We start from the raw sequence: 23,054 nt of genomic DNA, 5'->3' as shown, positions 1-23,054 counted from the left end.
TTTATATTCTCATGAATTAATGAAATATAGTCATGGATAGAAGCTCTGCCGGTATCAGTGGTCAATACGCAAGATCAGGCAATGATGACAACCAACCGGATTACCAGGCCGCTTCTTCACGGCGTGGACGTTATAGATATGCCATAGTCAGACAATGGGATAACCCCCACCCTACTGCTTCGGTGCGTCATGAATTTTACCATTCTTCTGTCACACGCTCTTCTCAACATCTACAGTACCGTTCAGTAAACCCTGCTCAAGATTTTAATGCGCTCATCAAACAGGAAATAATGGATGATCTGGTGAGTAAATCTTATCGTTTCGGTCATCGCTATGATGGGAGGCATCATGGTCGATATGCCAGTTCAATTAAAAAATACACGTCATCTGCTAAAAGACCGTTAAATCGAGCGGAACAAAGCCAGCTGATGCGTTTGCTGCAAAATTTCACAGCAACGCGGAACTGGAATTGGCGAAGCCTGACGACAACACTTCATTCATTGACTTCAGCGGGTGTTTTTACCCCTCTTAAACCCTTGGATGATCGTGCCAAACTTACTCAAACTGCCTTATTGTCAACACTGCTTGATGCAATAATATTCAAGTGCAACCAAAAACCTGAAGCCAGGGATATTGATGCCTTGGGAATCGCCAACCTGCTGTGGGCCATGGCAAAACTGGTAGACAGCGGGCAGGAGCGAACACCAGGGCTCAACGAGGCTGTGGCCGCACTGTTGCCCCACATAAACGCACAAAAGGACCAATTTACTCCTCAGCATATTGCCAACCTGCTGTGGGCCATGGCGAAACTGGTGGACAACGGGCGGAAGCAGACACCAGGGCTCAAAGGGGCCGTAGCCGTGCTGTTGCCCCTCGTGAACGCACAGAAAGACCAATTTAATGCCCAGGGTATTACCAATCTGCTGTGGGCCATGGCAAAACTGGTGGACAACAGACAGGAGCGGACACCAGGGCTCAAAGAGGCCGTGGCTGAGCTGTTGCCTCACGTGAACGCAGGGAAGGACCAATTTAATGCCCAGGGAATCGTCAACCTGCTGTGGGCCATGGCCAAACTGGTAGACAATGGGCAGGAGCGAACACCAGAGTTCAATGAGGCCGTGGCCGCGCTTTTGCCCCACGTGATCGCACAGAAAGCTAACTGTAAACCACAGGAAATCGCCAACCTTCTGTGGGCCATGGCAAAACTGGTGGACAACGGGCAGGAACAAACACCAGAACTCAACGAGGCCGTGGCCGCGCTGTTGCCCCGCGTGAACGCACAGAAAGCTAACTTTAAACCACAGGAAATCGCCAACTTGCTCTGGGCCACAGCGAAACTGGTGGAAAAAGGGAAGGAGTGGACACCACAGCTCAAAGAGGCCGTGGCCACGCTGTTGCCGTTCGTGAACGCACAGAAAGCTAACTTTAAACCACAGGAAATCGCCAACTTGCTCTGGGCCACAGCGAAACTGGTGGAAAAAGGGAAGGAGTGGACACCGCAGCTCAAAGAGGCCGTGGCCGTGCTGTTGCCACAAGTGAACCCGGAGAAAGCTAACTTTAAACCACAGGAAATCGCCAACCTGCTGTGGGCCATGGCGAAACTACTGGACAACGGGCAGGTTAGGACACCAGAGCTTAAAGAGGCCGTGGCCGCGCTGTTGCCACACGTGAACGCACAGAAAGATAACTTTACACCACAGGCTATCGCCAACCTGCTGTGGGCCATGGCGAAACTGGTGGATAGCGGGCAGGAGCGGACACCAGAGTTTAACGAGGCCGTGGCTGCGCTGCTGCAACATGTGAACGTACAGAAAGACCTGTTTAATGCCCAGCATATCGCCAACCTGCTGTGGGCCATGGCGAAACTGGTGGACAACGGGCAGGAGCGGACACCAGAGTTTAACGAGTCCGTGGCTGCGCTGTTGCCTCAGGTTAACGCAGCGAAGGACCAATTTAATGCCCAGGGAGTCGCCAACCTGCTGTGGGCCATGGCGAAACTGGTGGACAACGGTGAGCGGACATCAGAGCTCAACGAGGCCGTGACCGCGCTATTGCGCCACGTGAACACACAGAAAGCTAACTTTAAACCTCAGGGTATCACCAACCTGCTGTGGGCCATGGCAAAACTGCTGGACAATGGCGAGGAGCGGACAACAGAGTTCAATGAGGCCGTGGCCGAGCTGTTACCCCACGTGAACGCACAGAAAGCTAATTTTACAACACAGGGTATCGCCAACCTGCTGTGGTCCATGGGAAAACTGGTGGACAACGGGCAAGAGCGGACAACAGAGTTCAATGAGGCCGTGGTCGGGCTGCTGCCCTACGTGAACCCACAGAAAGCTAACTTTAAACCACAGGAAATCGTCAATCTGCTCTGGGCCATGGCAAAACTGGTGGACAGCGGGCAGGAGCAGACACCAGAACTCAATGAGGCCGTGGCCGCACTGTTACCCCACGTGAACGCACAGAAAGCTAACTTTAAACCACAGGAAATCGGCAATCTGCTGTGGGCCACTGCGAAACTGGGTGAGTTCGTTGAGCTGAACGTGATGACCCCTATGTTCGAATCGCTTGTTTACCGAATCAGTAAAAACCCTCAGCTCTCACAGCAAGAAATATTGATGTCTCTCTGGGGAGTAATGGTTTGCTGTGCCAGATTGTCTCTGGACTCCAATAACAATAACTGGCTTGAAAAGCACATGGATGACCTGTTTACTCGCCTGGAAAATCCATTCCCAAACAATGAAGAGGAACAATCCGTTATTACCATGGCCGCAAGTTGGCTTGGGAGATCATGCCCGTTCGTCCCCCATTACCAGACAGTCAGGTCAAAATCTCAAGCCGACTTCCGCGATCAACTCCAATTATGCTTTCCCTCTTTGCGGATTGAAGAAGAAAAGAGTCTGAATTCATTACCTCCGGTTGACCTGCTCCTGCCAGATCACAACATAGTGATTGAAGTTCAGGGACCGTCTCATTACGTGGGTGGTGATTTCAACACCAGGAATGGTTCGACTCTGCTGAAAATCGCACTGTTGCAAAAAGCAGGTTTTGAGGTCATTGAAATCCCAATTAACATGCTTTGGAACCGGAATTCAATGAAACGATGTATTGATCAAATAAAGGCCAGGGTAGACATCTCGTCACAACGTCATGGCTCTGTATCACTTAAAAGAAGGTGGGCAGATGAGGCATACGTTACAGCTGATAAAGGCAGGCAACCCTCAGATCATGGTTACTTAACCGCCGAAGAACATTCAAAAGAGCAAACCGGCAAACCAGGAAAGAGGAAGAAAACAACCAGCCAGTAATCCTCTCCCTTCGACCCAGGAACCGTTTTCACATTCCAGGAAAGTTCTACCAATGTTGAAGACCTGTTGTCCCTGAATTTAGCCCCAAATGAACTTCTGAACAGAACAGCAGTCTGCTTTTTATATTATCATGAATTAATGAAATATAGTTATGGATAGAAGCTCTGCTGGTATCAGTGGTCAATACGCAAGATCAGGCAATAATTACAACCAATCGAATGGCCAGGCCACTTCTTCACGGCGTGGACGATATAGATATGCCACAGTCAGACAATGGGATAGCCCATCCCGCACTGCCCCCGGGTGTAATGAATTTCACCATTCTTCTTTCACACGCTCTTCTCAACATTTACAGTACCGTTCAGTAAACCCTGCTCAAGATTTTAATGCTCTCATCAAACAGGAAATAATGGATGGTCTGGTGAGTAAATCTTATCGTTTCGGTCATCGCTATGATGGGAGAGATCACGGCGTGTATGCCAGTTCAATTAAAAAATACACGTCAGCGTCTAAAAGACCGTTAAATCGAGCGGAACAAAGCCAGCTGATGCGTTTGCTGCAAAATTTTACTGCAACACGGAGCTGGAATTGGCGAAGCCTGACGACCACACTTCACTCATTGACTTCAGCGGGTGTTTTTACCGCCCATAACCCCATAGATAAGCGTGTCAAGCATACTCAAGTTGCCTTATTGTCAACACTACTTGATGCAATAATATTCAAGTGCAACCAAAAACCTGAAGCCACCTATGTTAGAGCCCAGGAAATCGCCAACCTGCTGTGGGCCATGGCGAAACTGGTAGACAGCGGGCAGGAGCGGATACCAGGGCTCAACGAGGCTGTGGCCGCACTGTTGCCCCACATGAACACACAGAAGGACCAATTTATTCCTCAGCATATCGCCAACCTGTTGTGGGCCATGGCGAAACTGGTGGACAACGGGCAGGAACAGACGCCAGAACTCAATGAGGCCGTGGCCAGGTTATTGGCCAATGTGAACGCACAGAAAGGTAACTTTAAACCACAGGAAATTACCAACCTGCTCTGGGCCATGGCGAAACTGGTGGACAACGGGCAGGAGCAAACACCGATACTAAGCAGAGCCGAGGCCGTACTGTTGCCCCATGTGAGCGCACAGAAGGCTAACTTTATACCACAGGGTATCGCCAACCTGCTTTGGGCCATGGCGAAACTGGTGGACAACGGACCGGAGCGAACACCAGAGTTTAACGAGGCCGTGGCCAGCCTATTGCCCCACGTGAACGCACAGAAAGCGCACTTTAAACCACAGGAAATCGCCAACCTACTGTGGGCCATAGCGAAACTGGTGGACAATGGGCAGGAGCGGACACCAGAACTCAACGAAGCCGTGGCCGCGCTGTTACCCCACGTGAGTGCACAGAAAGATCAATTTATCCCTCAGCATATCGCCAACCTGCTGTGGGCCATGGCGAAACTGGTGGACAATGGGCAGGAGCGGACACCAGAACTCAACGAAGCCGTGGCCGCGCTGTTACCCCACGTGAGTGCACAGAAAGATCAATTTATTCCTCAGCATATCGCCAACCTGCTGTGGGCCATGGGGAAACTGGTGGACACCGGGCAGGAGCGGACAACAGAATTCAATGAGGCCGTGGTCGGGCTGCTGCCCCATGTGAACGCACAGAAAGCTAACTTTAAACCACAGGAAATCGTCAATCTGCTCTGGGCCATGGCAAAACTGGTGGACAGCGGGCAGGAGCAGACACCAGAACTCAACGAGGCCGTGGCCGCGCTGTTGCACCATGTGAACGCACAGAAAGACCAATTTAATTCCCAGGGCATCGCCAACCTGCTGTGGGCCATGGCGAAAATGGGGGAACTCATTGAGCTGAACGTGGTGACATCCACGTTCGAATCGCTTGTCTACCGAATCAGTAACAACCCTCAGCTCTCTCAACCAGACATATCGATGTCTCTCTGGGGAGTCATGGTATACTGTGCCAGATTGTCTCTGGCCTCCAATACCAACAACATTAACGTGCTTGAAAAGCACATGAATGACCTGTTTACTCGCCTGGAAAATACATTCCCGGACAATGAAGATGATCAATCCATCCTTGCCCAGGCCGCCGTTTGGCTTGGCAGAACGTGTACTGTCGTACCCCATTACCCGACAAACATTTCAAAAACCCAGGTCGACTTCCGCGATCTACTCCAATCATGCATTCCATCTTTGCGGATTGAAGAAGAAAAGAGTCTGAACTCATTACCTCCTGTTGACCTGCTTCTGCCAGATCACAAGCTGGTGATTGAAGTTCAGGGACCGTTTCATTACGTAGGTGGTGATTTCAAAACCAGGAGCGGTACGACTCTGCTTAAAATAGCACTGCTGCAAAAATCAGGATTTGAGGTCATTGAAATTCCGGTCAACAGGTTTTTGAATCAGGATTTAATGAAACCATACATTGATCAAATAAAGACCAGGACAGGCTTCCCGCCACAGGGTCATGGCTCTGTATCACTTAAAAGAAGGTGGCCAGATGCGGCATACGTTACTGCTGATAACGGCAGGCAACCCTCTGATCACGGTTACTTGACTGCCGAAGAACATTCAGGGGAGCAAACAGGCAAATCAGGTAGAAAAAGGAAAAAACACAACCAGTAAGCTCTTCCCTAACGTCATGACTCAAGCACCATTTTCACATTCAAGTAAAGTTCTACCAGCGTTGAAGACCTGTTGCCCCTGAATTTCGCCCGGATGATTTGAAGATAACGAATGGTTGGCATCAAGAGCAGATGCGTTTCTCCAACGGCTTACATTTCTAACGTTTGCCTCATATGCCCACCCGATTTTATAGGATACAGAACCATGGGCCTGTGGCGGGATGTCCAGCCTGGTCTTTATTTCATCAATACATCGTTTTATTGAATCCGGGTTCAAAAAGGTGTTAGTGGGGATTTCAATGACCTCAAATCCTGCTTTTTGCAGCAGTGCGATTTTCAGCAGAGTCGAACCATTCCTGGTTTTGAAATCACCACACACGTAATGAAAGGGTCCCTGAATTTCAATAATAATATTGTGGTCAGGCAGTAGCAGATCAACCGGAGGTAATGAGTTCAGACTCCTTTCTGCTTCAATTTTTAAAGAGGGAATAGATGATTGAAGTTGATCGCGGAAGTCGGTTTGATGTTTTGAAATGCTGGTCTGGTAATGGGGGACGATGGGACACGCCCTGCCAAGCCAGCTTGCGGCCATGGCAATGAGGGATTGTTCCTCTACATCGTTTGGGGATGCATTTTCGAGGCGAGTAAACAGGGCGTCCATGTGCTTTTCAAGCAAGCTGTTTTTATTGGTATTGGCATCTGGACAGAGCCTGGCACAGCATACCAATACTCCCCAGAGAGACATCGATATATCTTGCTTAGATAACTGAGGGCATTGACTGATTTGGTAGAGAAGAAGTTCAGACGTGGATTTAACCACGTTCAGCTCAACGAGCTCACCCAGTTTCGCCATGGCCCACAGCAGGCTGGCGATATCCCGGGCATTGAGTTGGTCTTTCTTTGCGTTCTCGTGGGGCAACAGCGCGGCCACGACCTCTTTGAGACCTGGTGCCTGCTCCTGCCCGTTGTCCACCAGTTTTGCCATGGCCCACAGCAGGTTGGCGATACCCTGAGGAATAAATTGGTCTTTTTGTGCGTTCACGTGGGGCAGCAATGCGGCCACAGCCTCTTTGAGTTCTGGTGTCTGCGCCTGCCCGTTGTCTACCAGTTTCGCCATGGCCCACAGCAGGTTGGCGATTTCCTGGGGTTTAAAGTTAGCTTTCAGTGCCTTCACATGGGACAGCAGCGTGGCTACGGCCGCTTTGAGCTCTGGTGTCTGCGCCTGCCCGTTGTCCACCAGTTTTGCCATGGCCCACAGCAGGTTGGCGATTTCCTGGGGGTTAAAGTTAGCTTGCAGTGCTTTCACGTGGGGCAGTAGCATGGCTATGGCCGCTTTGAGCCCTGGTGTCTGCTCCTGCCCGTTGTCCACCAGTTTCGCCATGGCCCACAGCAGGTTGACGATACCTTGTGGTATAAAGTTAGCGTTCTGTGTATTCACGTGGGGCAACAATGCGCCTGAGGCCTCTTTGAGCCCTGGTATCTGCTCCAGCCCGTTGTCCACCAGTTTCGCCATGGCCCACAGCAGGTTGGCGATATCCTGGGCATTAAATTGGACTTTCTGTGCGTTCATGTGGGGTAACAACACGGCTAAGGCCTCTTTGAGCCCTGGTGTCTGCTCCAGCCCGTTGTCCACCAGTTTCGCCATGGCCCACAGCAGGTTGGCAGTTTCCTGTGGCTTAAAGTTAGCTTTTTGTGTGTTCACAAGGGTCAACAGCACGGCCACGGCCTCTTTGAGGCCTGGTATCTGCTCCAGCCTGTTGTCCACCAGTTTCGCCATGGCCCATAGCATGTTGGCGATATGCTGGGCATCAAATTGGTCTTTCTTTGCGTTCACGTTGGGCAACAGCGCGACTAAGGCCTCTTTGAGCCCTGGTGTATGCTCCAGCCCGTTGTCCACCAGTTTTGCCATGGCCCACAGCAGGTTGGCATTTTCCTGTGGCTTAAAGTTAGCTTTCTGTGCGTTCAAGTGGGACAAAAGTATGGCCAAGGTCTCGTTGAGCTCTGGTGTCAGCTTCTGCCCGTTGACTACCAGTTTCGCCATGGCCCACAGCATGTTGGCGATCTGCTGAGGAATAAATTGGACTTTCTGTGCGTTCACGTGGGGCAACAGCGCGGCCACTGTCGCTTTGAACCCTGGTGTCCACTTCTGCCCGTTGTCTACCAGTTTCGCCATTGCCCACAGCTGGTTGGAGATTCCCCAGGCATCAATGTCCCTGGCTTGAGGTTTTTGGTTGCACTTGAATATGATGGCATCAAGTTGTGTTGACAATAAGTAAGCTTGAGTTAGCTTGACACGCTCATCCATGGGGTTATGAGGGGTAAAAAACCCCGCTGAAGTCAATGAATGGAGTGTTGTTGTAAGGCTTCGCCAGTCCCAACGCCGTGTTATGGTAAAATTTTGCAGCAAACATATCAGCTGGCTTTGTTCTGCTCGATTTAACGGTCTTTTAGCAGCTGATGTGTATCTTTTAATTGAATCAGCATACAGACCGTGATGTCTCCCATCATAGCGATCACCGAAACGATAAGATTTACTCACCAGATCAGCCATTATTTCTGGTTTGATGAGCGCCTTAAAATCTTGAGCAGGGTTAACTGAACGGCGCTGTAGATGTTGAGAAGGGCGTGCGTCAGAAGAACGGTAAAATGTAGTACGCCCCGGGTTTGTTCGTGGGGTATCATCCCACTGCCTGACCGTGGCCTGTCGGTATCGTCCACGCCTCGAAGCAGCAGCACGGCCACCCGGTCGGTTATGATTATTATCGGATCTTGCGTATTGACCACTGATACCGGCAGAGCTTCCGTCCATAATTATATTTCATTAATTCATGGAAACATAAAAAGCAGACTGCTGTGCGGTTCAGAAGTTCATTTTGCTGAAATGTTTATCACCGGAATATGAACACGGTTCCAGGAGGCTGACCGAGAATAGCGCCCGTAGCGAGGATGGCAGAAAATTGAGGATAAAAAGTCCGAAATTTTTAGTGAATAGTGGTTCTATTTGCTAAAAATTTCCGACTTTTTAGACCAATTTGCTGCCACCGCAGTAGGGCAGTCTATTCTCGGTCAGCCTCCTAGAGTCATGGTGAAAGGGCAGAGGTTATTGGCTTTTTTTTCCTCTTCCTTGTTCTTTTTTTGGGTTTGCCTGTTTGCTTTTCTGAATGCTCTTCGCCGGTTAAGTAACAGTGATGTGAGGATTGCCCTCCTTTATCGGCGGTAACGTTTGCCTTATCTGTCCACCCGATTTTATAGGATACAGAGCCATAGGCCTGTGGTGGGATGTCGATCCTGGTCTTTATTTGATCAATACATCGTTTTATTGAATCCGGGTTCAAAAAGGTGTTAGTCGGGATTTCAATGACCTCAAATCCTGCTTTTTGCAGCAGTGCGATTTTCAGCAGAGTCGAACCATTCCTGGTTTGGAAATCACCACTCACGTAATGAGAGGGTCCCTGAATTTCAATAATAATATTGTGGGCTGGCAGTAGCAGATCAACCGGAGGTAATGAGTTCAGACTCCTTTCTACTTCAATCTTTAAAGAGGGAATAGATGATTGAAGTTGATCGCGGAAGTCGGTTTGATGTTTTGAAATGCTGGTCTGGTAATGGGGGACGATCGGACACGCTCTGCCAAGCCAGCTTGCGGCCATGGCAATGATGGATTGTTCCTCTTCATTGTTAGGGAGTGCATTTTCCAGGCGAGTAAACAGGGCATCCATGTGCTTTTCAAGCAAGCTGTTTTTATTGGTATTGAATTCGGGAGACAGCCTGGCACAGCATACCAATACTCCCCAGAGAGACATCGATATATCTTGCTGAGATAACTGAGGGCATTGACTGATTTGGTAGACAAGAAGTTCAGACGTGGATTTAACCACATTCAGCTCAACGAGCTCCCCCAGTTTCGCCATGGCCCACAGCAGGTTGGTGATACCCTGGGCATTAAATGGGTCTTTCTGTGCGTTCACTTGGGGCAACAGCGCAGCCACGGCCTCTTTGAGCCCTGGTGTTCGCTCCTGCCCGTTGATCACCAGTTTCGCCATGGCCCACAGCAGGTTAACGATTTCCTGTGGTTTAAAGTTCGCTATTTGTGTGTTTACGTGGGGTAACAGCGCGGCCACAGCTTCGTTGAGCCCTTGTGTTCGCTCCTGCCCGTTGTCCACCAGTTTCGCCATGGCCCACAGCAGATTGGTGATACCCTGTGGTTTAAAGCTAGCTTTCTGTACGTTGACGCAGGACAACAGCGTGGCCAAGGCCTCGTTGAGCTCTGATGTCTGATCCTGCCCGTTGTCCACCAGTTTCGCCATGGCCCAAAGCAGGTTGGCGATATCCTGGGCATTGAATTGGTCTTTCTTTGCGTTCACGTGGGGCAACAGCGCGGCCACGGCCTCTTTGAGACCTGGTGTCTGCTCCTGCCCGTTGTCCACCAGTTTTGCCATGGCCCACAGAAGGTTGGCGTTACCTTGGGCATTAAATTGGTCTTTCTTAGCGTTCACGTGGGGCAACAGAGCGGCCACGGCCTCTTTGAGCCCTGGTGTCTGCTCCTGCCCGTTGTCCACCAGTTTTGCCATGGCCCACAGCAGGTTGACGATATGCTGAGGAATAAATTGGTCTTTCTGAGTGTCCACGTGGGGCAACAGCGCGGCCACGGCCTCGTTGAGCACTGGCATCTGCTCCAGCCCGTTGTCCACCAGTTTCGCCATGGCCCACAGCAGGTTGGCGATATGCTGAGGAATAAATTGGTCTTTCTGTGTGTTCACGTGGGGCAACAGCGCGACCACGGCCTCGTTGAACTCTGGTGTTTGCTCCTGGCCGTTGTCCACCAATTTCGCCATGGCCCACAGCAGGTTGGCGATTTCCTGGGCATTAAATTGGTCTTTCTGTGCGTTCACGTGGGGCAACAGCGCGGCCACAGCCTCTTTGAACTCTGGTATCCGCTCCTGGCCGTTGTCCACCAGTTTCGCCATGGCCCACAGCAGGTTGGTGATTTCCTGTGGTTTAAAGTTCGCTTTCTGAGTGTTCACGTTGGTCAATAACGTGGCCACGGCCTTGTTGAGCTCTGGTGTCTGCTCCTGCCCGTTGACCACCAGTTTCGCCATTGCCCACAGCAGGTTGGCGATATGCTGAGGAATAAATTGGTCTTTCTGTGCATTCACGTGGGGCATCAGCGCGGCCACTGTCGCTTTGAGCCCTGGTGTCCACTCCTGCTCGTTGTCTACCAGTTTCGCCATGGCCCACAGCAGGTTGGCGATTCCCCGTGCATCAATGTCCCAGGCTTGAGGTTTTTGGTTGCACTTGAATATGATTACATCAAGTAGCGTTGACAATAAGGCAGCTTGAGTGCTCTTAACACCCTCATCCACGGGTTTATGAGGGGTAAAAACACCCGCTGAAGTCAATGAATGAAGTGTGGCCGTAAGGCTTCGCCAGTCCCAACGCCGTGTTATGGTAAAATTTTGCATCAAACGCACCAGCTGGCTTTGTTCCGCTCGATTTAACGGTCGTTTAGCAGCTGATGTGTATTTTTTAATTGAACTGGCATACCAGCCGTGATTTCTCCCATTATAGCGACACCCGAAACGATTCGATTGACTCACCAGATCATCCATTATTTCCTGTTTGATGAGCGCATTAAAATCTTGAGGAGGGGTTACTGAACGGCGCTGTAGATGTTGAGAAGGGCGTTCGTCAGAAGAACGGTAAAATGTAGTACGCCCCGGATTATTGCGTGGGCTATCATCCCACTGCCTGACTGTGGCATGTCTGTATCGTCCACGCCTCGAAGCAGCAGCACGACCACCCGGTCGGTTATGATTATTATCGGATCTTGCGTATTGACTACTGATACCGACAGAGCTTCTGTCCATAATTATATTTCATTAATTCATGCAAATATAAAAAGCAGACTGCTGTGCAGTTCAGAAGTTCATTTTGCTGAAATAATTATATATAAGCAGTGCCGTATTTCTCATCGGCCGCCCCGCTTTTCAGTAATACAGAGCCATGACCCTGTGGCGGGATGTCTACCCTGGTCTTTATTTGATCAATATATAGTTTTATTGAATCCCGGCTCCTGAGCTGGTTAACCGGGATTTCAATGACCTCAAATCCTGCTTTTTGCAGCAGTGCGATTTTAAGTAGAGTCGAACCATTCCTGGTGTTGAAATCACCACTCACGTAATGAGACGGTCCCTGAATTTCAATCACCATGTTGTGGTCTGGCAGGAGCAGGTCAACCGGAGGTAATGAGTTCAGACTCTTTTCTTCTTCAATATTCAAAGAGGGAAGGCATGACTGGAGTTGATCGCGGAAGTCGGTTTGAGGTTTTGAAATGTTTGTCTGGTAATGGGGGATGACCGGACACGTTCTCCCAAGCCAACTTGCGGCCATGGAAATGATGTGTTGATCCTCTTCATTATCCGGGGATGTATTTTCCAGGCGAGTCAACAGGTCATCCATTTGTTTTTCAAGCAAATTATTGGGTGAAAGTCTCATACTGAGCACAACTACAGACCCTGGAGCATAGAATTTATGTCCCGGAGCCAAAATTCCCGAACAAGAAAGGCGACCAAACGCAGCTATGATTTTCATGTGACAAAAGAATCATCTGCGAGAGGCCGCCCCCCATGGAAGTATGTCAGCCACTGACCATTCCCGCTAGTAGTTACTGCCCTGCAATCGAGACGCTGCAACATCGGTTATCTCTTCTTCGCCAGTCATGCCAAGGGCTCCACTGGGAGGATTACGAAAATGAACTGCATAACCTCATGACTCTTGCAGAGCAGGAGATTCTCTCTGAAGACCTTCAAAAACTGGACGTCAATGAACCTTCTATTGAGGTCAAGGGCACCGTTTATCGCAGGGTGGCTCAAAATCATCAAACATACCAATCTGCCGCTGGCCCTGTCCGGGTAAAGCGAACCCTGTATCGATCCGGCTCAGGAAGCAAATGTATAGTCCCCCTGGAACTCCGGGCAGGGATTGTTGAAGGGTTCTGGTTACCCAGGGCGGCAAAACAAGCGGCGTGGATGGTGGCTCAGTTGCCACCAACCGAAGTTTCAAGCCTTCTTGAGTTGTTGGGAAATATGAAGCCGTCGGCCAGTACTTTGGCTCGTCTTCCTGCAAAACTCAGTGAACGGTGGGAGCAGTATCTTGAACCTTTTGAGTATATTCTGGCAGACAACTTTCAGGTTCCAGCCAATGCAGTAACGGTAGCGACCTCTCTTGATGGTGCAATGCTGCCTATGAAAGATGGAAAGCGTCAGGAAAAACGAGACAAGGGAGCTGCTGAAGGCAAGCGTACCCGAGGCCCTGCGGGTTGTCAGGAAGCCAGTTGTGGAACGCTGTCGTTTTATGATGATCTGGGTAATCGGCTATCCACCATAAGAATGGGGCGAATGCCCGAGAGCAAAAAGGAGACGTTGAAACAGACCATCAAGAATCACCTGAATAAGGTCCTTGAACAAAAGCCGGGTCTGACATTGGTGAAAGTCGCAGATGGAGCCAAAGACAACTGGACATATCTCTCCAGCGAGTTACCTGAAGGTCATGAAATTATCGACTTTTACCATGCGGCAGAGCACCTGAAGAAAGCCTTTGATCTGTCGTACGGTGAAAATAGTCCAAAGGCTAAAGAGACGTTCAAAACGTATCGGCATATTCTGAAAGAAGAAACTGGCGGAATTGATAAAGTCATCAAGGCCCTGGCTTACCAACACAAAAAACACCCGCGCCGATCCAAGCTTAAGACCGAACTGGAATACTTCAGAAAAAATAGCCCACGGATGAAGTACGCAGAGCATTTGTCAAAAAGTCTTCCCATCGGCTCCGGAGTGATTGAAGCGGCATGCAAAACACTGGTTACTCAGCGCATGAAGTGTTCGGGAATGCGGTGGAGAAATCCGGGAGGCCAAGGGATTCTAACACTCAGGTCTTTAATCCAGAGCGACTGGTTTGATAAGGGCTGGCGGCTTTTGTCGGTCACCTATCGAGCCAAGATCAGCGGTCATAATGACAATGTCATCCCATTTCCTAATAAAGTAGATCCATAGTACTTGTCAGTATGAGACTTTCACCCAATCCTTTCGGTAGAGATGATATGAGCCCTGTCTGGGAAATTAGTTTTCTCCCAGATGATGAAGAGGTTCAAACATGGAATCAAATTTTCTCCATCCGAGACCGGTTAACAAAAAGTGTGTTATCCCCAAGTTACGATTTAGTGCTTGGTGATCTTCTTGATTGGCTCGTTATCCAAGAAATCACCTACGATAGCTCTAATCACGATATTGTGCACTCCATAAACTCCTATGTTTCTTATAAGACCAGAAATAGAAGCGGAGGAATTAGCTTTTTAAATCACAAGATTTCTATGATGATTGCACATCATTTTAGCTCGGGTAATCAAACGATGATTGATTACATAAGGTCTGGCCTAGCTACTCAAAGGCAAGGTGAAGCAGCGTGAAAGAGCTTGACAACATCGAAAGCGGTTTGTTCAAAGAATTAAAGCAGCTCATCACCAACTCCCGCCAAAAAGCCTCAGCCGCCGTCAACGCCTCCCTGACCTTTATGTACTGGCAGATCGGCCATCGCATCAATCAGGAGGTTCTGGGCGGTGAACGAGCCAAGTACGGCAAGCAGATAGTGGTTTCCCTGGCCAAACAGCTCACTCAGGAATTTGGCCGAGGCTTCTCCGATAAACAGCTGCGCCGGATGATGCAATTTGCCGAGGTTTTCTCAGACCGGGAAATTGTCGTATCGCTGATGCGACAATTGAGCTGGACCCATTTTATCGCCCTGATTCCCATGAAAGACCCGCTGCAGCGGGAGTTCTACGCCCAGATGTGCCGTATCGAAGGCTGGAGCGTAGGGAACTGGGGGAGCGGATCGACTCCATGCTCTATCAACGCACGGCCCTTTCCAAAAAGCCGGAAGCCCTGATTCAGAAAGAGCTGCAGACCCTGGCCGAGAAAAACCGTCTGGAACCCAGCCTGATATTGAAAGACCCTTATGTCCTGGATTTCTTGCAGCTGAATGATCACTACCTTGAAAGAGATCTTGAAGACGCTATTCTGCGCGAGCTTGAGAACTTCCTGCTGGAGCTTGGCGCTGGTTTCTCATTTATTGCCCGCCAAAAGCGCATCCAGATCGATGGTGAAGATTTCTATATTGACCTGCTGTTCTACAACCGTCAGTTAAAGCAACTGGTCGCGGTGGATTTGAAGATTGGTCGCTTCAAGGCCCACTACAAAGGGCAAATGGAGCTTTACCTGCGCTGGCTGGATAAGCATGAACGCCAGCCAGGAGAAAAGCCGCCACTGGGCATTATTCTCTGTGCCGAAAACCGTAAAGAACAGATTGAACTGCTGCAGCTGGATGATGCCGGTATCCATGTCGCAGAATATTTAACCGTTTTACCTGAGCGTGAAGTGCTGCATCACCGTTTGCAGCGCGCTATTGATGAAGCACAAAAGAAGTATGTGCTTAAGGACTCTGATTAATGAACGCATCTTCACTGGTGCAAAAGGTCTGGAACTATTGCCATACACTGCGTGATGATGGTGTGGGCTATGGTGACTACCCCGTATTATTAAAATGATCGATGGTGAACAGTGGCTGGGTATGGACTCCGACACCAAAGGTGATCTGTACGAAGGCCTTCTCCAGAGAAACGCGGAAGACACCAAAAGCGGTGTCGGGCAATACTTTACGCCCCGGGCCATTATCGAAGCCATGGTTGAATGCGTACAGCCTAAACCCATGAAAACCATCGCCGACCCAGCCTGTGGAACCGGTGGTTTCTTTCTGAGTGCTTATCACTGGATTGCCAAGCAGCAGCTCAACCCTAAGCAGAAAAAGTTCCTGCGCGACGAGACCTTTTACGGGAATGAAATTGTTCCTTCTACCCGTCGTCTCTGTTTGATGAACCTGTTCCTGCACAATATTGGTGATATCGAAGGCGACCCCTGCGTTGCCCGTGCCGATGCTCTTACCCAGCCTCCAGCCCAGAAAGTGGACTATGTGCTGGCCAACCCTCCGTTTGGTAAAAAGAGCAGCCTCACCATTACCAACAAGCAAGGGGAAGAAGACAAAGACGCAATTACCTATGAGCGTCAGGATTTCTGGGCCACTATCACCAATAAACAGCTGAACTTCCTTCAGCATGTTGTTGCCATGCTCAAGTCTGATGGTCAGGCTGCGGTGGTACTGCCGGATAACGTACTGTTTGAAGGGGGCGTTGGGGAGCGTATCCGCAAGAAGTGGCTGCAAACCTGCGATGTACATACCATATTGCGTCTGCCCACGGGCATTTTCTACGCCAATGGTGTTAAAGCCAATGTGGTCTTTTTTGATAATGCCCCCAGAGATGGAAAGGTGCATACCAAAGGCATCTGGTTCTATGATTTACGGACGAACAAACACTTCACTCTGAAGCAGCGGCCATTAACGCTGAGTGACCTTCAGGAGTTTATTCAGTGTTACAACCCGACGGATCGGCTGAATCGTACTGAAACCGAACGTTTCAGGTTTTTCAAATATGATCAGTTGATCGCGCGGGATAAAGCCAGTCTGGATATTTTCTGGCTCAAAGATGACAGCCTGGATAATCTCGACAACCTGCCTCCTCCTGCCATTTTGCAGCAGGAGATTATTGATCATCTGGAAGCTGCTTTGGCCTTGTTCCGCGATGTGGCAGAAGGTTTGCCAGAGCCAGAACAGCTCTAACATCACTTTAACTTAACTCTCAACTCTCCGTGCCAGAGGAGAGCCGCTTAAGTGTATACCCTGAATGACTGCTAATACCGTTGTGGTACAGAAACTTGACGTAACATAGTTCACTCCACACGGTTGCTGCAGTCATGATAACCAAGAAACGGTTTGATTACCTCCACAACCCTATTTACTACTCAGAAATGAAGTCTTGTGGCACTCAACATTACTGCTAAGCTGATATGAGTCTCCAGCCTTGCAGGCGGTCCCGGTGTGACCGATAGCCGAAATGCCTCCCCTGATCTGTATCCCCATGGGTGACCCAGCCGGTATCGGCGCAGAAATCATTATCAAGTCACTATGTGCCCCGGAGCTTGCCAGCACCTGTCGGCCAGTGGTGATGGGGGATGTTCGATGGTTGGAACAGGCAGCCAGCCTGTGCAGGGAGAAGGTCAGCTTCCGTTTGATTCAACACACGACTCCTGACTTGCATCAGCCCGGACAAATCAGCCTGATTGACTGTCCAATCGTAAATATCGACAACATTATTTTCGGGAAAGTCTCTGCAGAAACCGGAACGGCAGCATACCAGTTTATTGAGCAGGCGGTTCACTATGTTCAACAGCAGAAAAAAAGCGCCATCGTTACCCCACCTATCAATAAGCTGTCGCTCAAAGCGGCAAAGATTCCTCATATCGGCCATACGGAAATACTGGCATCACTGACTCACACCCATGACCCTATTACGCTCTTCCAGGTTGCCGGGCTCAGGGTTTTCTTTCTTACCCGCCATCTGTCGCTCAGGCAGGCCTGTGATGCCATTATTGAAGAGCGGGTTTTCAAGGGCATTGTCAAGTCTTACCAGATTCTCAAGTCCCTGGGCATCCATTCGCCATCGCTGGCCGTGGCCGGTTTGAACCCCCACTGTGGCGAGAACGGACTGTTTGGCGATGAAGAAGTCTGCGCCATTGAGCCTGCGGTGATGCGGGCCAGGAAGGAAGGGTGGAATATCACTGGCCCCGTTCCCGCTGACTCCGTGTTTCATCAGGCGCTTAACGGCGCTTATGATGGGGTGCTGTCCATGTATCATGACCAGGGCCATATCGCCACCAAGATGGTGGACTTTCAACGTACGGTTTCCATTACCTGTGGCCTGCCATTTCTGAGAACCTCGGTGGATCACGGAACCGCCTATGATATCGCCGGTACCGGTCAGGCCAGCGAAGTCAGCCTGACGGAAGCGATCAAAGTCGCCATACAATATACCGATGGAACCAACCGAAATCAGTAATCCGCTTTATGCTTCAGGATCTCACGACGCTGCTTTTTATCCGGACGGTGATCGGGTCTGGGCATGGCACCTCGCAAGGCTTTTCGATTCGCGGCAGCCTCTTCCCGGGCCTGAAGGCTCTCAGGCGTTTCTTCATAAAGCTGCTGGGCCAGCTCAGCCTTCTGCCGCTTATCACTGAGCTGCTTAACGATAACAATGCGCTCATCCCAGCCAGCACGAAGTTTTATCACATCACCCACCCGGGGCTCTTTGCCTGGCTTGCACCGCTGACCATTCAAGTGCACTTTGCCACCGTCTATGGCTTCTTTGGCAATGCTGCGGGTCTTATAAAAGCGTGCTGCCCATAACCATTTATCAAGTCTGATCTTTTCACTATTACTCATTCGGTCCCCCTGACTGCTTTTTATCGTGAAAAGGCTGCGGCAGGTCGAGACTCACATCTCGGACGGACAGTCTTTTCAGGAAAAAATACGCTAAGAAATAAACAGTTCCCGGAAATCCTCAACAGCATTGTAGGTGCCAGTGTCCCAGGGCCCTTTTTGACTGTCGGGATAACGGATGGCCAGCAGCTCGGCAATACCATAGGTTTTTGCTGAATCAAGAATGCCGATATTGTCATCAATAAACAGTGCATGTTTCTTATCGAGGGCAATATCGTCTTCCAGTGCCCGCCAGAAACTCTGTTCCTCCTTGGGATAGCCATAGTCATGGGAACTGATTAACTTATCAAAGTAGTGCGCCATGGGCAGACGTTCCAGTTTCAGAGAGAGGCTGTCACGATGGGCATTGGTGATCATAATCACCTGCTTGCCATGATCCCGGATATTTTGCAGAAACCCATCGGCGTAAGGCCTGAACGAGATAAGATGGGTAATCTCATGTTTCATGGCGATAATGTCCAGATCCAGCTCCACGGCCCAGTAATCCAGACAGTACCACTGCAGCTTGCCATAGATTTGCTCAAACCGGGGATTAAGCTCCTCTTTTGCCTTGGCCAGAGAAATACCGTGTTTCTCTGCATATTTGTACGGCACGTACTCTTGCCAGAAATAGTTGTCAAAATGGAGGTCTAATAACGTGCCATCCATATCCAGCAACACTGTGCTGATCTTGGTCCAGTCAATCATAAGGGCATCTCAGCTAGTTGAGGAATTCAGGGGTTATCCGGCTACAGGTCATATCTGAACGTTTCCAGCCATTTTATCAGTGCCATAATGTGAATGAAATTCCGTGCTTTCAAGGCCAGAAGTGACCCGACATCAATGGCTACCAGGAGCCTGTACCCACTATAATGACCGGATATTTCCAGCCAGTACCATCAGGAAACCATGACGGAACACATTCCACAGAAAAATAAGCCAGAGATTCGCGCATGCCGGGAAATCGCCCGAACCCGCCTGTTCCGGGTCGAAGAGCTGGATATCCGGTTTTCAAACGGTGAAGAACGTATTTATGAACGTCTCGGTGAGTTTGAGACAGGACACCGGGGCGTGATGGTTGTACCACTGGTCGATCACCAGCATTTTATGATGATCAGGGAGTACGCTGCCGGAACGGAAGATTACCAGCTCACCCTCCCGAAAGGCCTTGCCGAACCCGGCGAAACCCTGCAAGAAGGGGGCAACAGAGAGCTGAAGGAAGAGATCGGTTTTGGCGCTCACCGCTGGCATCACCTGGCCGACTTCAGCCTTTCACCCAACTACATGAAACGCAGTATTCATATTATGGTGGCCCGGGACCTTTATGAAGAGACGCTGGAGGGCGATGAACCAGAACCCCTGGAAGTCGAGACGTTTTCATTTGATCAGTTAATGACGCTGTGTGCCCGGCCGGACTTTACGGAAGCAAGAGTGATCGCAGCCCTGTTTATGGTGCGCGAGCAACTTCAAGCCGGGTTACTGGGTTGATACTTAACCGGCCAGCTCAGGCCAACAGGGCCTGATCCACCTTTGCCAGAGTGCGAGATATGAGCAATCCTGAGTCTTTAATTCCTGAGTTAGTACACATTGCCCGAGAGGCAGGAAAAGGCATTCTCGCCGTCTATCAGCAGGATGATCTTGGGGTACAAACCAAGGCGGATACTACGCCTGTCACCAAGGCGGACCTGGCGGCCAATACAGTCATCGTTCATGGTCTGGAAGGTTTACCGGTAACATACCCTCTGCTTTCTGAGGAGTCGGATCATCCCTCTTGGCAGGAAAGAAAAAACTGGCAGCGTTACTGGCTGATTGACCCTCTGGATGGCACCAAAGAGTTTATTAACCGCAATGGTGAATTCTCCGTCAATATTGCCCTGATTGAGAATAACTATCCGCTCCTTGGCATCGTGCATCTGCCCGCGACGGATACCACTTACTGGGGAGGTAAAAGTCTGGGCGCGTGGAAACAGGTTAACGATGGTGTTGCTTATGAAATCCGGCCCCGAAAGTTCGCTCCGGAGAAGGAAGTCATCGTTCTTGGCAGCCGCAGTTATGGCACAGAACAGGCCAGTCACTACCTTAACACACTGAAAGCGGTGTATCCGGGCCTGATATCCAGAAAAGTTGGCAGTGCATTAAAAAGCTGCCTGATAGCTGAGGGTCAGGCTGATATCTATCCCAGACTTGGCCCTACATCGGAATGGGATACCGGGGCTGTTCAGGCGGTTGTTGAAGGGGCAGGCGGATTGTTTCTTAATGCGGATGGCCAGCGTTTCAGTTATAACCTGAAAGAAAGCCTGATTAATCCCGACTTTCTCGTACTGGCTGATAAAACGATTCAATGGAATAATTTCTGGCCGCCGCGTTCCTGAGGGACTGTATGAGCGGCAGATAGCTATCAAAAGACATAATGAATATCATCCACCTCAACCCTGGGGGCTCTGTCAGGTGGATTATCCACCTCACCTTTAATAATGCTGGGAGAGTTCAGCTTAACCTCCTGATCGGGCAGGGCTGAATCATCAATAAGCACGTTAATCTCACCGGTTTCACCACGAAACAGATATATTTTCCCTTTGATTTTCTTAACAATTTCACCGGAAATCCGAACCAGTTCTTCATCGTCTGAGGTGTTCAGAATTTCTTCAACACTTTGCTTGTGATACGTGGGCTTTTCTGACATATCGCTCTGGTCAAGATTAAAGCGTGTTTCCTGAGAGCAGGCCGAGGCAATAAAACCTGACAGAATTATTCCTGCTAACTTTCCTTTCGTCATAAGTCTTATCTCTATTCAATCCTTATATGATTATTCGGCAGTGCCGGATTATGATGCAATATCCATTTAACCCTGTTAAAAACGCTATTTATTTTCTTAGCTATTTATTTTTGTAGCTATTTTTTCTGTAGCTAATCATAAATAATATCCATGCTAATCAGGACCCAATTCAGAATAGCAAATGCTTTCCGGGTTTGTTCAAAGCCAACAATTATCTATCGAAACAGTTAACCAAACGAAGACGGGACCGTTCACGAAGAGCACAAAGAAAAGATTTCTTTTCTCCCTGCTCTTTTTGACCTTCGTGGTTATCCAATTCCAAAACCCATTAAAAATATTGGGGTACCATTACAGTAAATTCGATCCTTTTTTGTGCAGGTCTTTCTGAACGCAACGGGATAATTATGCTAACTTGGGGACCTTGTTGCTGAAAAAAGCATCAAGCACCTTTTGAGTTTCCTCCAGGGGACCTAAATTCCCCAGGTCTTTTGCAATGATGGGTTTCAGTAGCTGCCTGGTATCTGCATCGAAGTAGTCTCTGTCATTCCATTCGAAACTATTCGAAACCGAACGAGGACCACCCCTTAAATCCTCACGTGGCTGATTAATATAGTTGATAATATCTTGCAGAAAGTGCAAGGTTTTGATGGTCTTCGGAATAAACAGTGACTCTGCCCAATGACTGACCTTCATTTGCTGAACGGGACCCTCCGTCCATTGGTCATAACATCTCATTAGCTCGCTTTCCTCACTTGAAAGTTCAAGGCTGATCAACTGCTGGAAAATATCTTTATAGTTTTCCTCCCATTTATCAGGGGCCGTAGCCAGCTGAAAGGCTAAAACTAACAAATCCTCATATCCCAATTTATGAGCATGGGCGCTACTTAACTGGTCATCCAGAGAGTCGTGGTGTTTGGGTTTGGAACGATATTCAGACATTTTGTGTAAGACCTTCGTATACGACACCATCAAATGACTGACCCTTTCCATGGTTCCGGTATTATTAGTCGATAATGCGTCAAGCCAGATATCCTTGACCAGACGGAAAAAGACCGGATACTCCAGGAATGAACATTCATCGATTTTGGGAAAATCTGGCGGAGGGTTATTAACCAACTCCTGAACTTGTTGGGCAAACTCACCAAAACGGCGTTGATAGACCTCTGGAGAATAATTCTTATAGTACTTTGGATCAAAACTATGATAATGAAGATTTGCAAGACCAGGAAATATCCGCGGATGGGCACCCGGGTATGATTCACAGTAGTGAGTGCAGACTTCTGTGGCAGACCCGAAGTCACATAAGAACTGTTGATCATCACCAATAGCCAGAACTGGCCAGCCATAACGGATGTAGGTTGCCGACTCCTTGAGGAACTCTGGCCAATTGCTGACAATCTCGGCCACTTTTTGCTGCTCCGGCCACGCAGAGGTAAGGTGTTCGTCAATTTTTTTGTCCAGACTTTTTTTCAGCGACTCGGCAAACCTGGCGACATCTTTGACCATTTGAGATTGATTACGGAAGCCGAGAGTCTTGTCCATCGCCTCTTTGATGATGTGAAATGCGGAGGTTATATCAACGCGTTTGCCGGCAAGCTCCTGGATAATATCAGCCGGAGTTGGTTTAATTGCCCGTTCATATAGCGCCGTCTCCCCAGTAATAATATCCTTCTCAGAATACCCCAGCATCTTCAGTTGAAGGCGCTCAGATGAGGTGGTGGTGGTGTGCCGGGAATCAAACGTCCCGGCTACAGCAGGTGTAGTGCCGAACGATAATTGATCAGCACCGTCGACGGCAGTGCGCCGGATAGATGTTTGTGACTGGATGGAATTCGCCATGTAAACTCCAGAACGTAGAATGAAAACGAAATTCTTGTGATTGACCAGATTAAAAGCCGATA

Annotated in this window: 17 protein-coding genes; 10 read left to right on the top strand and 7 right to left on the bottom strand. The window is 49.4% G+C overall.

Features of this window, described 5'->3' with window-relative positions; translation table 11 throughout:
* Nucleotides 1–32 precede the first annotated feature (32 nt).
* Both J7438_RS09710 and J7438_RS09705 read left to right on the top strand, forming a co-directional pair.
* On the top strand, nt 33–3,311 hold the full coding sequence (locus tag J7438_RS09710) for an RAP domain-containing protein (protein ID WP_209276378.1): 3,279 nt from the start codon (nt 33–35) through the stop codon (nt 3,309–3,311).
* A gap of 151 nt (nt 3,312–3,462) precedes the next feature.
* On the top strand, nt 3,463–5,958 hold the full coding sequence (locus J7438_RS09705) for a DUF1601 domain-containing protein (RefSeq protein WP_209276377.1): 2,496 nt from the start codon (nt 3,463–3,465) through the stop codon (nt 5,956–5,958).
* Nucleotides 5,959–5,979: 21 nt separating this feature from the next.
* On the opposite strand, the gene J7438_RS09700 is transcribed toward J7438_RS09705, so the two are convergent.
* The 3 genes from J7438_RS09700 to J7438_RS09690 all read right to left on the bottom strand — a co-directional run bounded on the left by J7438_RS09700 (nt 5,980) and on the right by J7438_RS09690 (nt 12,416).
* Complete coding sequence (locus J7438_RS09700) at nt 5,980–8,766, bottom strand: RAP domain-containing protein (RefSeq protein WP_209276376.1); 2,787 nt, start codon at nt 8,764–8,766, stop codon at nt 5,980–5,982.
* A 271-nt stretch (nt 8,767–9,037) separates the two neighbouring features.
* A complete protein-coding gene (locus tag J7438_RS09695; RefSeq protein ID WP_209276375.1) occupies nt 9,038–11,824 on the bottom strand; it encodes an RAP domain-containing protein in 2,787 nt (928 codons plus the stop codon).
* Between the two features lie 76 nt (nt 11,825–11,900).
* Complete coding sequence (locus J7438_RS09690; protein WP_209276374.1) at nt 11,901–12,416, bottom strand: RAP domain-containing protein; 516 nt, start codon at nt 12,414–12,416, stop codon at nt 11,901–11,903.
* A gap of 167 nt (nt 12,417–12,583) precedes the next feature.
* Between J7438_RS09690 and J7438_RS09685 the strand changes: the two genes are divergently transcribed.
* From J7438_RS09685 to pdxA, 6 genes are all read left to right on the top strand, one after another.
* Nucleotides 12,584–14,008, top strand: a complete 1,425-nt coding sequence (locus tag J7438_RS09685) for a hypothetical protein (RefSeq protein ID WP_209276373.1) — start codon at nt 12,584–12,586, stop codon at nt 14,006–14,008.
* Between the two features lie 11 nt (nt 14,009–14,019).
* Nucleotides 14,020–14,421 (top strand): hypothetical protein, encoded by a 402-nt coding sequence (locus tag J7438_RS09680; protein WP_209276372.1) that lies wholly within the window; start codon nt 14,020–14,022, stop codon nt 14,419–14,421.
* Complete coding sequence (locus J7438_RS28645; RefSeq protein ID WP_503003899.1) at nt 14,418–14,897, top strand: DUF1016 N-terminal domain-containing protein; 480 nt, start codon at nt 14,418–14,420, stop codon at nt 14,895–14,897. The genes J7438_RS09680 and J7438_RS28645 overlap by 4 nt, the downstream gene beginning before the upstream one ends.
* Complete coding sequence (locus J7438_RS28640; protein WP_503003897.1) at nt 14,852–15,457, top strand: PDDEXK nuclease domain-containing protein; 606 nt, start codon at nt 14,852–14,854, stop codon at nt 15,455–15,457. The genes J7438_RS28645 and J7438_RS28640 overlap by 46 nt, the downstream gene beginning before the upstream one ends.
* A gap of 94 nt (nt 15,458–15,551) precedes the next feature.
* Entirely contained in the window at nt 15,552–16,682 is a 1,131-nt protein-coding gene (locus J7438_RS09670; RefSeq protein WP_286196499.1) for an HsdM family class I SAM-dependent methyltransferase, read from the top strand.
* Nucleotides 16,683–16,980: 298 nt separating this feature from the next.
* Nucleotides 16,981–17,958, top strand: a complete 978-nt coding sequence (pdxA, locus tag J7438_RS09665; protein ID WP_209276371.1) for a 4-hydroxythreonine-4-phosphate dehydrogenase PdxA — start codon at nt 16,981–16,983, stop codon at nt 17,956–17,958.
* Here pdxA and hslR read toward each other — a convergent pair.
* Entirely contained in the window at nt 17,952–18,341 is a 390-nt protein-coding gene (gene hslR, locus J7438_RS09660) for a ribosome-associated heat shock protein Hsp15 (RefSeq protein WP_209202199.1), read from the bottom strand. The two genes, pdxA and hslR, sit on opposite strands and share 7 nt — an antisense overlap.
* Nucleotides 18,342–18,431: 90 nt before the next feature.
* Entirely contained in the window at nt 18,432–19,085 is a 654-nt protein-coding gene (gene yrfG, locus J7438_RS09655) for a GMP/IMP nucleotidase (protein ID WP_209202198.1), read from the bottom strand.
* A gap of 201 nt (nt 19,086–19,286) precedes the next feature.
* Between yrfG and nudE the strand changes: the two genes are divergently transcribed.
* The gene (nudE, locus tag J7438_RS09650) at nt 19,287–19,865 is read left to right on the top strand and encodes an ADP compounds hydrolase NudE (protein WP_209276370.1); all 579 of its coding nucleotides are present in this window, start codon (nt 19,287–19,289) and stop codon (nt 19,863–19,865) included.
* Nucleotides 19,866–19,924: 59 nt separating this feature from the next.
* Nucleotides 19,925–20,749, top strand: a complete 825-nt coding sequence (cysQ, locus tag J7438_RS09645; protein ID WP_209276369.1) for a 3'(2'),5'-bisphosphate nucleotidase CysQ — start codon at nt 19,925–19,927, stop codon at nt 20,747–20,749.
* Nucleotides 20,750–20,775: 26 nt separating this feature from the next.
* Here the strand turns inward: cysQ and J7438_RS09640 are convergent, their stop codons facing one another.
* Nucleotides 20,776–21,153: a NirD/YgiW/YdeI family stress tolerance protein gene (locus J7438_RS09640; RefSeq protein ID WP_209202195.1), complete on the bottom strand. Its 378-nt coding sequence runs from the start codon at nt 21,151–21,153 to the stop codon at nt 20,776–20,778.
* Nucleotides 21,154–21,555: 402 nt separating this feature from the next.
* Nucleotides 21,556–22,992, bottom strand: coding sequence for a hypothetical protein (locus tag J7438_RS09635; RefSeq protein WP_209276368.1), 1,437 nt, complete (start codon nt 22,990–22,992; stop codon nt 21,556–21,558).
* Nucleotides 22,993–23,054: the final 62 nt, after the last annotated feature.

The organism is Thalassotalea sp. G20_0, from assembly GCF_017744175.1.
In the GTDB taxonomy this organism is placed as follows: domain Bacteria; phylum Pseudomonadota; class Gammaproteobacteria; order Pseudomonadales; family Endozoicomonadaceae; genus Endozoicomonas.
This window is presented reverse-complemented; position numbering and strand designations above follow the sequence as displayed.

Bases quoted from the DNA above. Each gene is read 5' to 3' on its own strand.
- J7438_RS09710 (WP_209276378.1), top strand. From the start codon at position 33: ATGGATAGAAGCTCTGCCGGTATCAGTGGTCAATACGCAAGATCAGGC.
- J7438_RS09705 (WP_209276377.1), top strand. From the start codon at position 3,463: ATGGATAGAAGCTCTGCTGGTATCAGTGGTCAATACGCAAGATCAGGC.
- J7438_RS09700 (WP_209276376.1), bottom strand. From the start codon at position 8,766: ATGGACGGAAGCTCTGCCGGTATCAGTGGTCAATACGCAAGATCCGAT.
- J7438_RS09695 (WP_209276375.1), bottom strand. From the start codon at position 11,824: ATGGACAGAAGCTCTGTCGGTATCAGTAGTCAATACGCAAGATCCGAT.
- J7438_RS09690 (WP_209276374.1), bottom strand. From the start codon at position 12,416: ATGGATGACCTGTTGACTCGCCTGGAAAATACATCCCCGGATAATGAA.
- J7438_RS09685 (WP_209276373.1), top strand. From the start codon at position 12,584: ATGGAAGTATGTCAGCCACTGACCATTCCCGCTAGTAGTTACTGCCCT.
- J7438_RS09680 (WP_209276372.1), top strand. From the start codon at position 14,020: ATGAGACTTTCACCCAATCCTTTCGGTAGAGATGATATGAGCCCTGTC.
- J7438_RS28640 (WP_503003897.1), top strand. From the start codon at position 14,852: ATGCTCTATCAACGCACGGCCCTTTCCAAAAAGCCGGAAGCCCTGATT.
- J7438_RS09670 (WP_286196499.1), top strand. From the start codon at position 15,552: ATGATCGATGGTGAACAGTGGCTGGGTATGGACTCCGACACCAAAGGT.
- pdxA (WP_209276371.1), top strand. From the start codon at position 16,981: ATGGGTGACCCAGCCGGTATCGGCGCAGAAATCATTATCAAGTCACTA.
- hslR (WP_209202199.1), bottom strand. From the start codon at position 18,341: ATGAGTAATAGTGAAAAGATCAGACTTGATAAATGGTTATGGGCAGCA.
- yrfG (WP_209202198.1), bottom strand. From the start codon at position 19,085: ATGATTGACTGGACCAAGATCAGCACAGTGTTGCTGGATATGGATGGC.
- nudE (WP_209276370.1), top strand. From the start codon at position 19,287: ATGACGGAACACATTCCACAGAAAAATAAGCCAGAGATTCGCGCATGC.
- cysQ (WP_209276369.1), top strand. From the start codon at position 19,925: ATGAGCAATCCTGAGTCTTTAATTCCTGAGTTAGTACACATTGCCCGA.
- J7438_RS09640 (WP_209202195.1), bottom strand. From the start codon at position 21,153: ATGACGAAAGGAAAGTTAGCAGGAATAATTCTGTCAGGTTTTATTGCC.
- J7438_RS09635 (WP_209276368.1), bottom strand. From the start codon at position 22,992: ATGGCGAATTCCATCCAGTCACAAACATCTATCCGGCGCACTGCCGTC.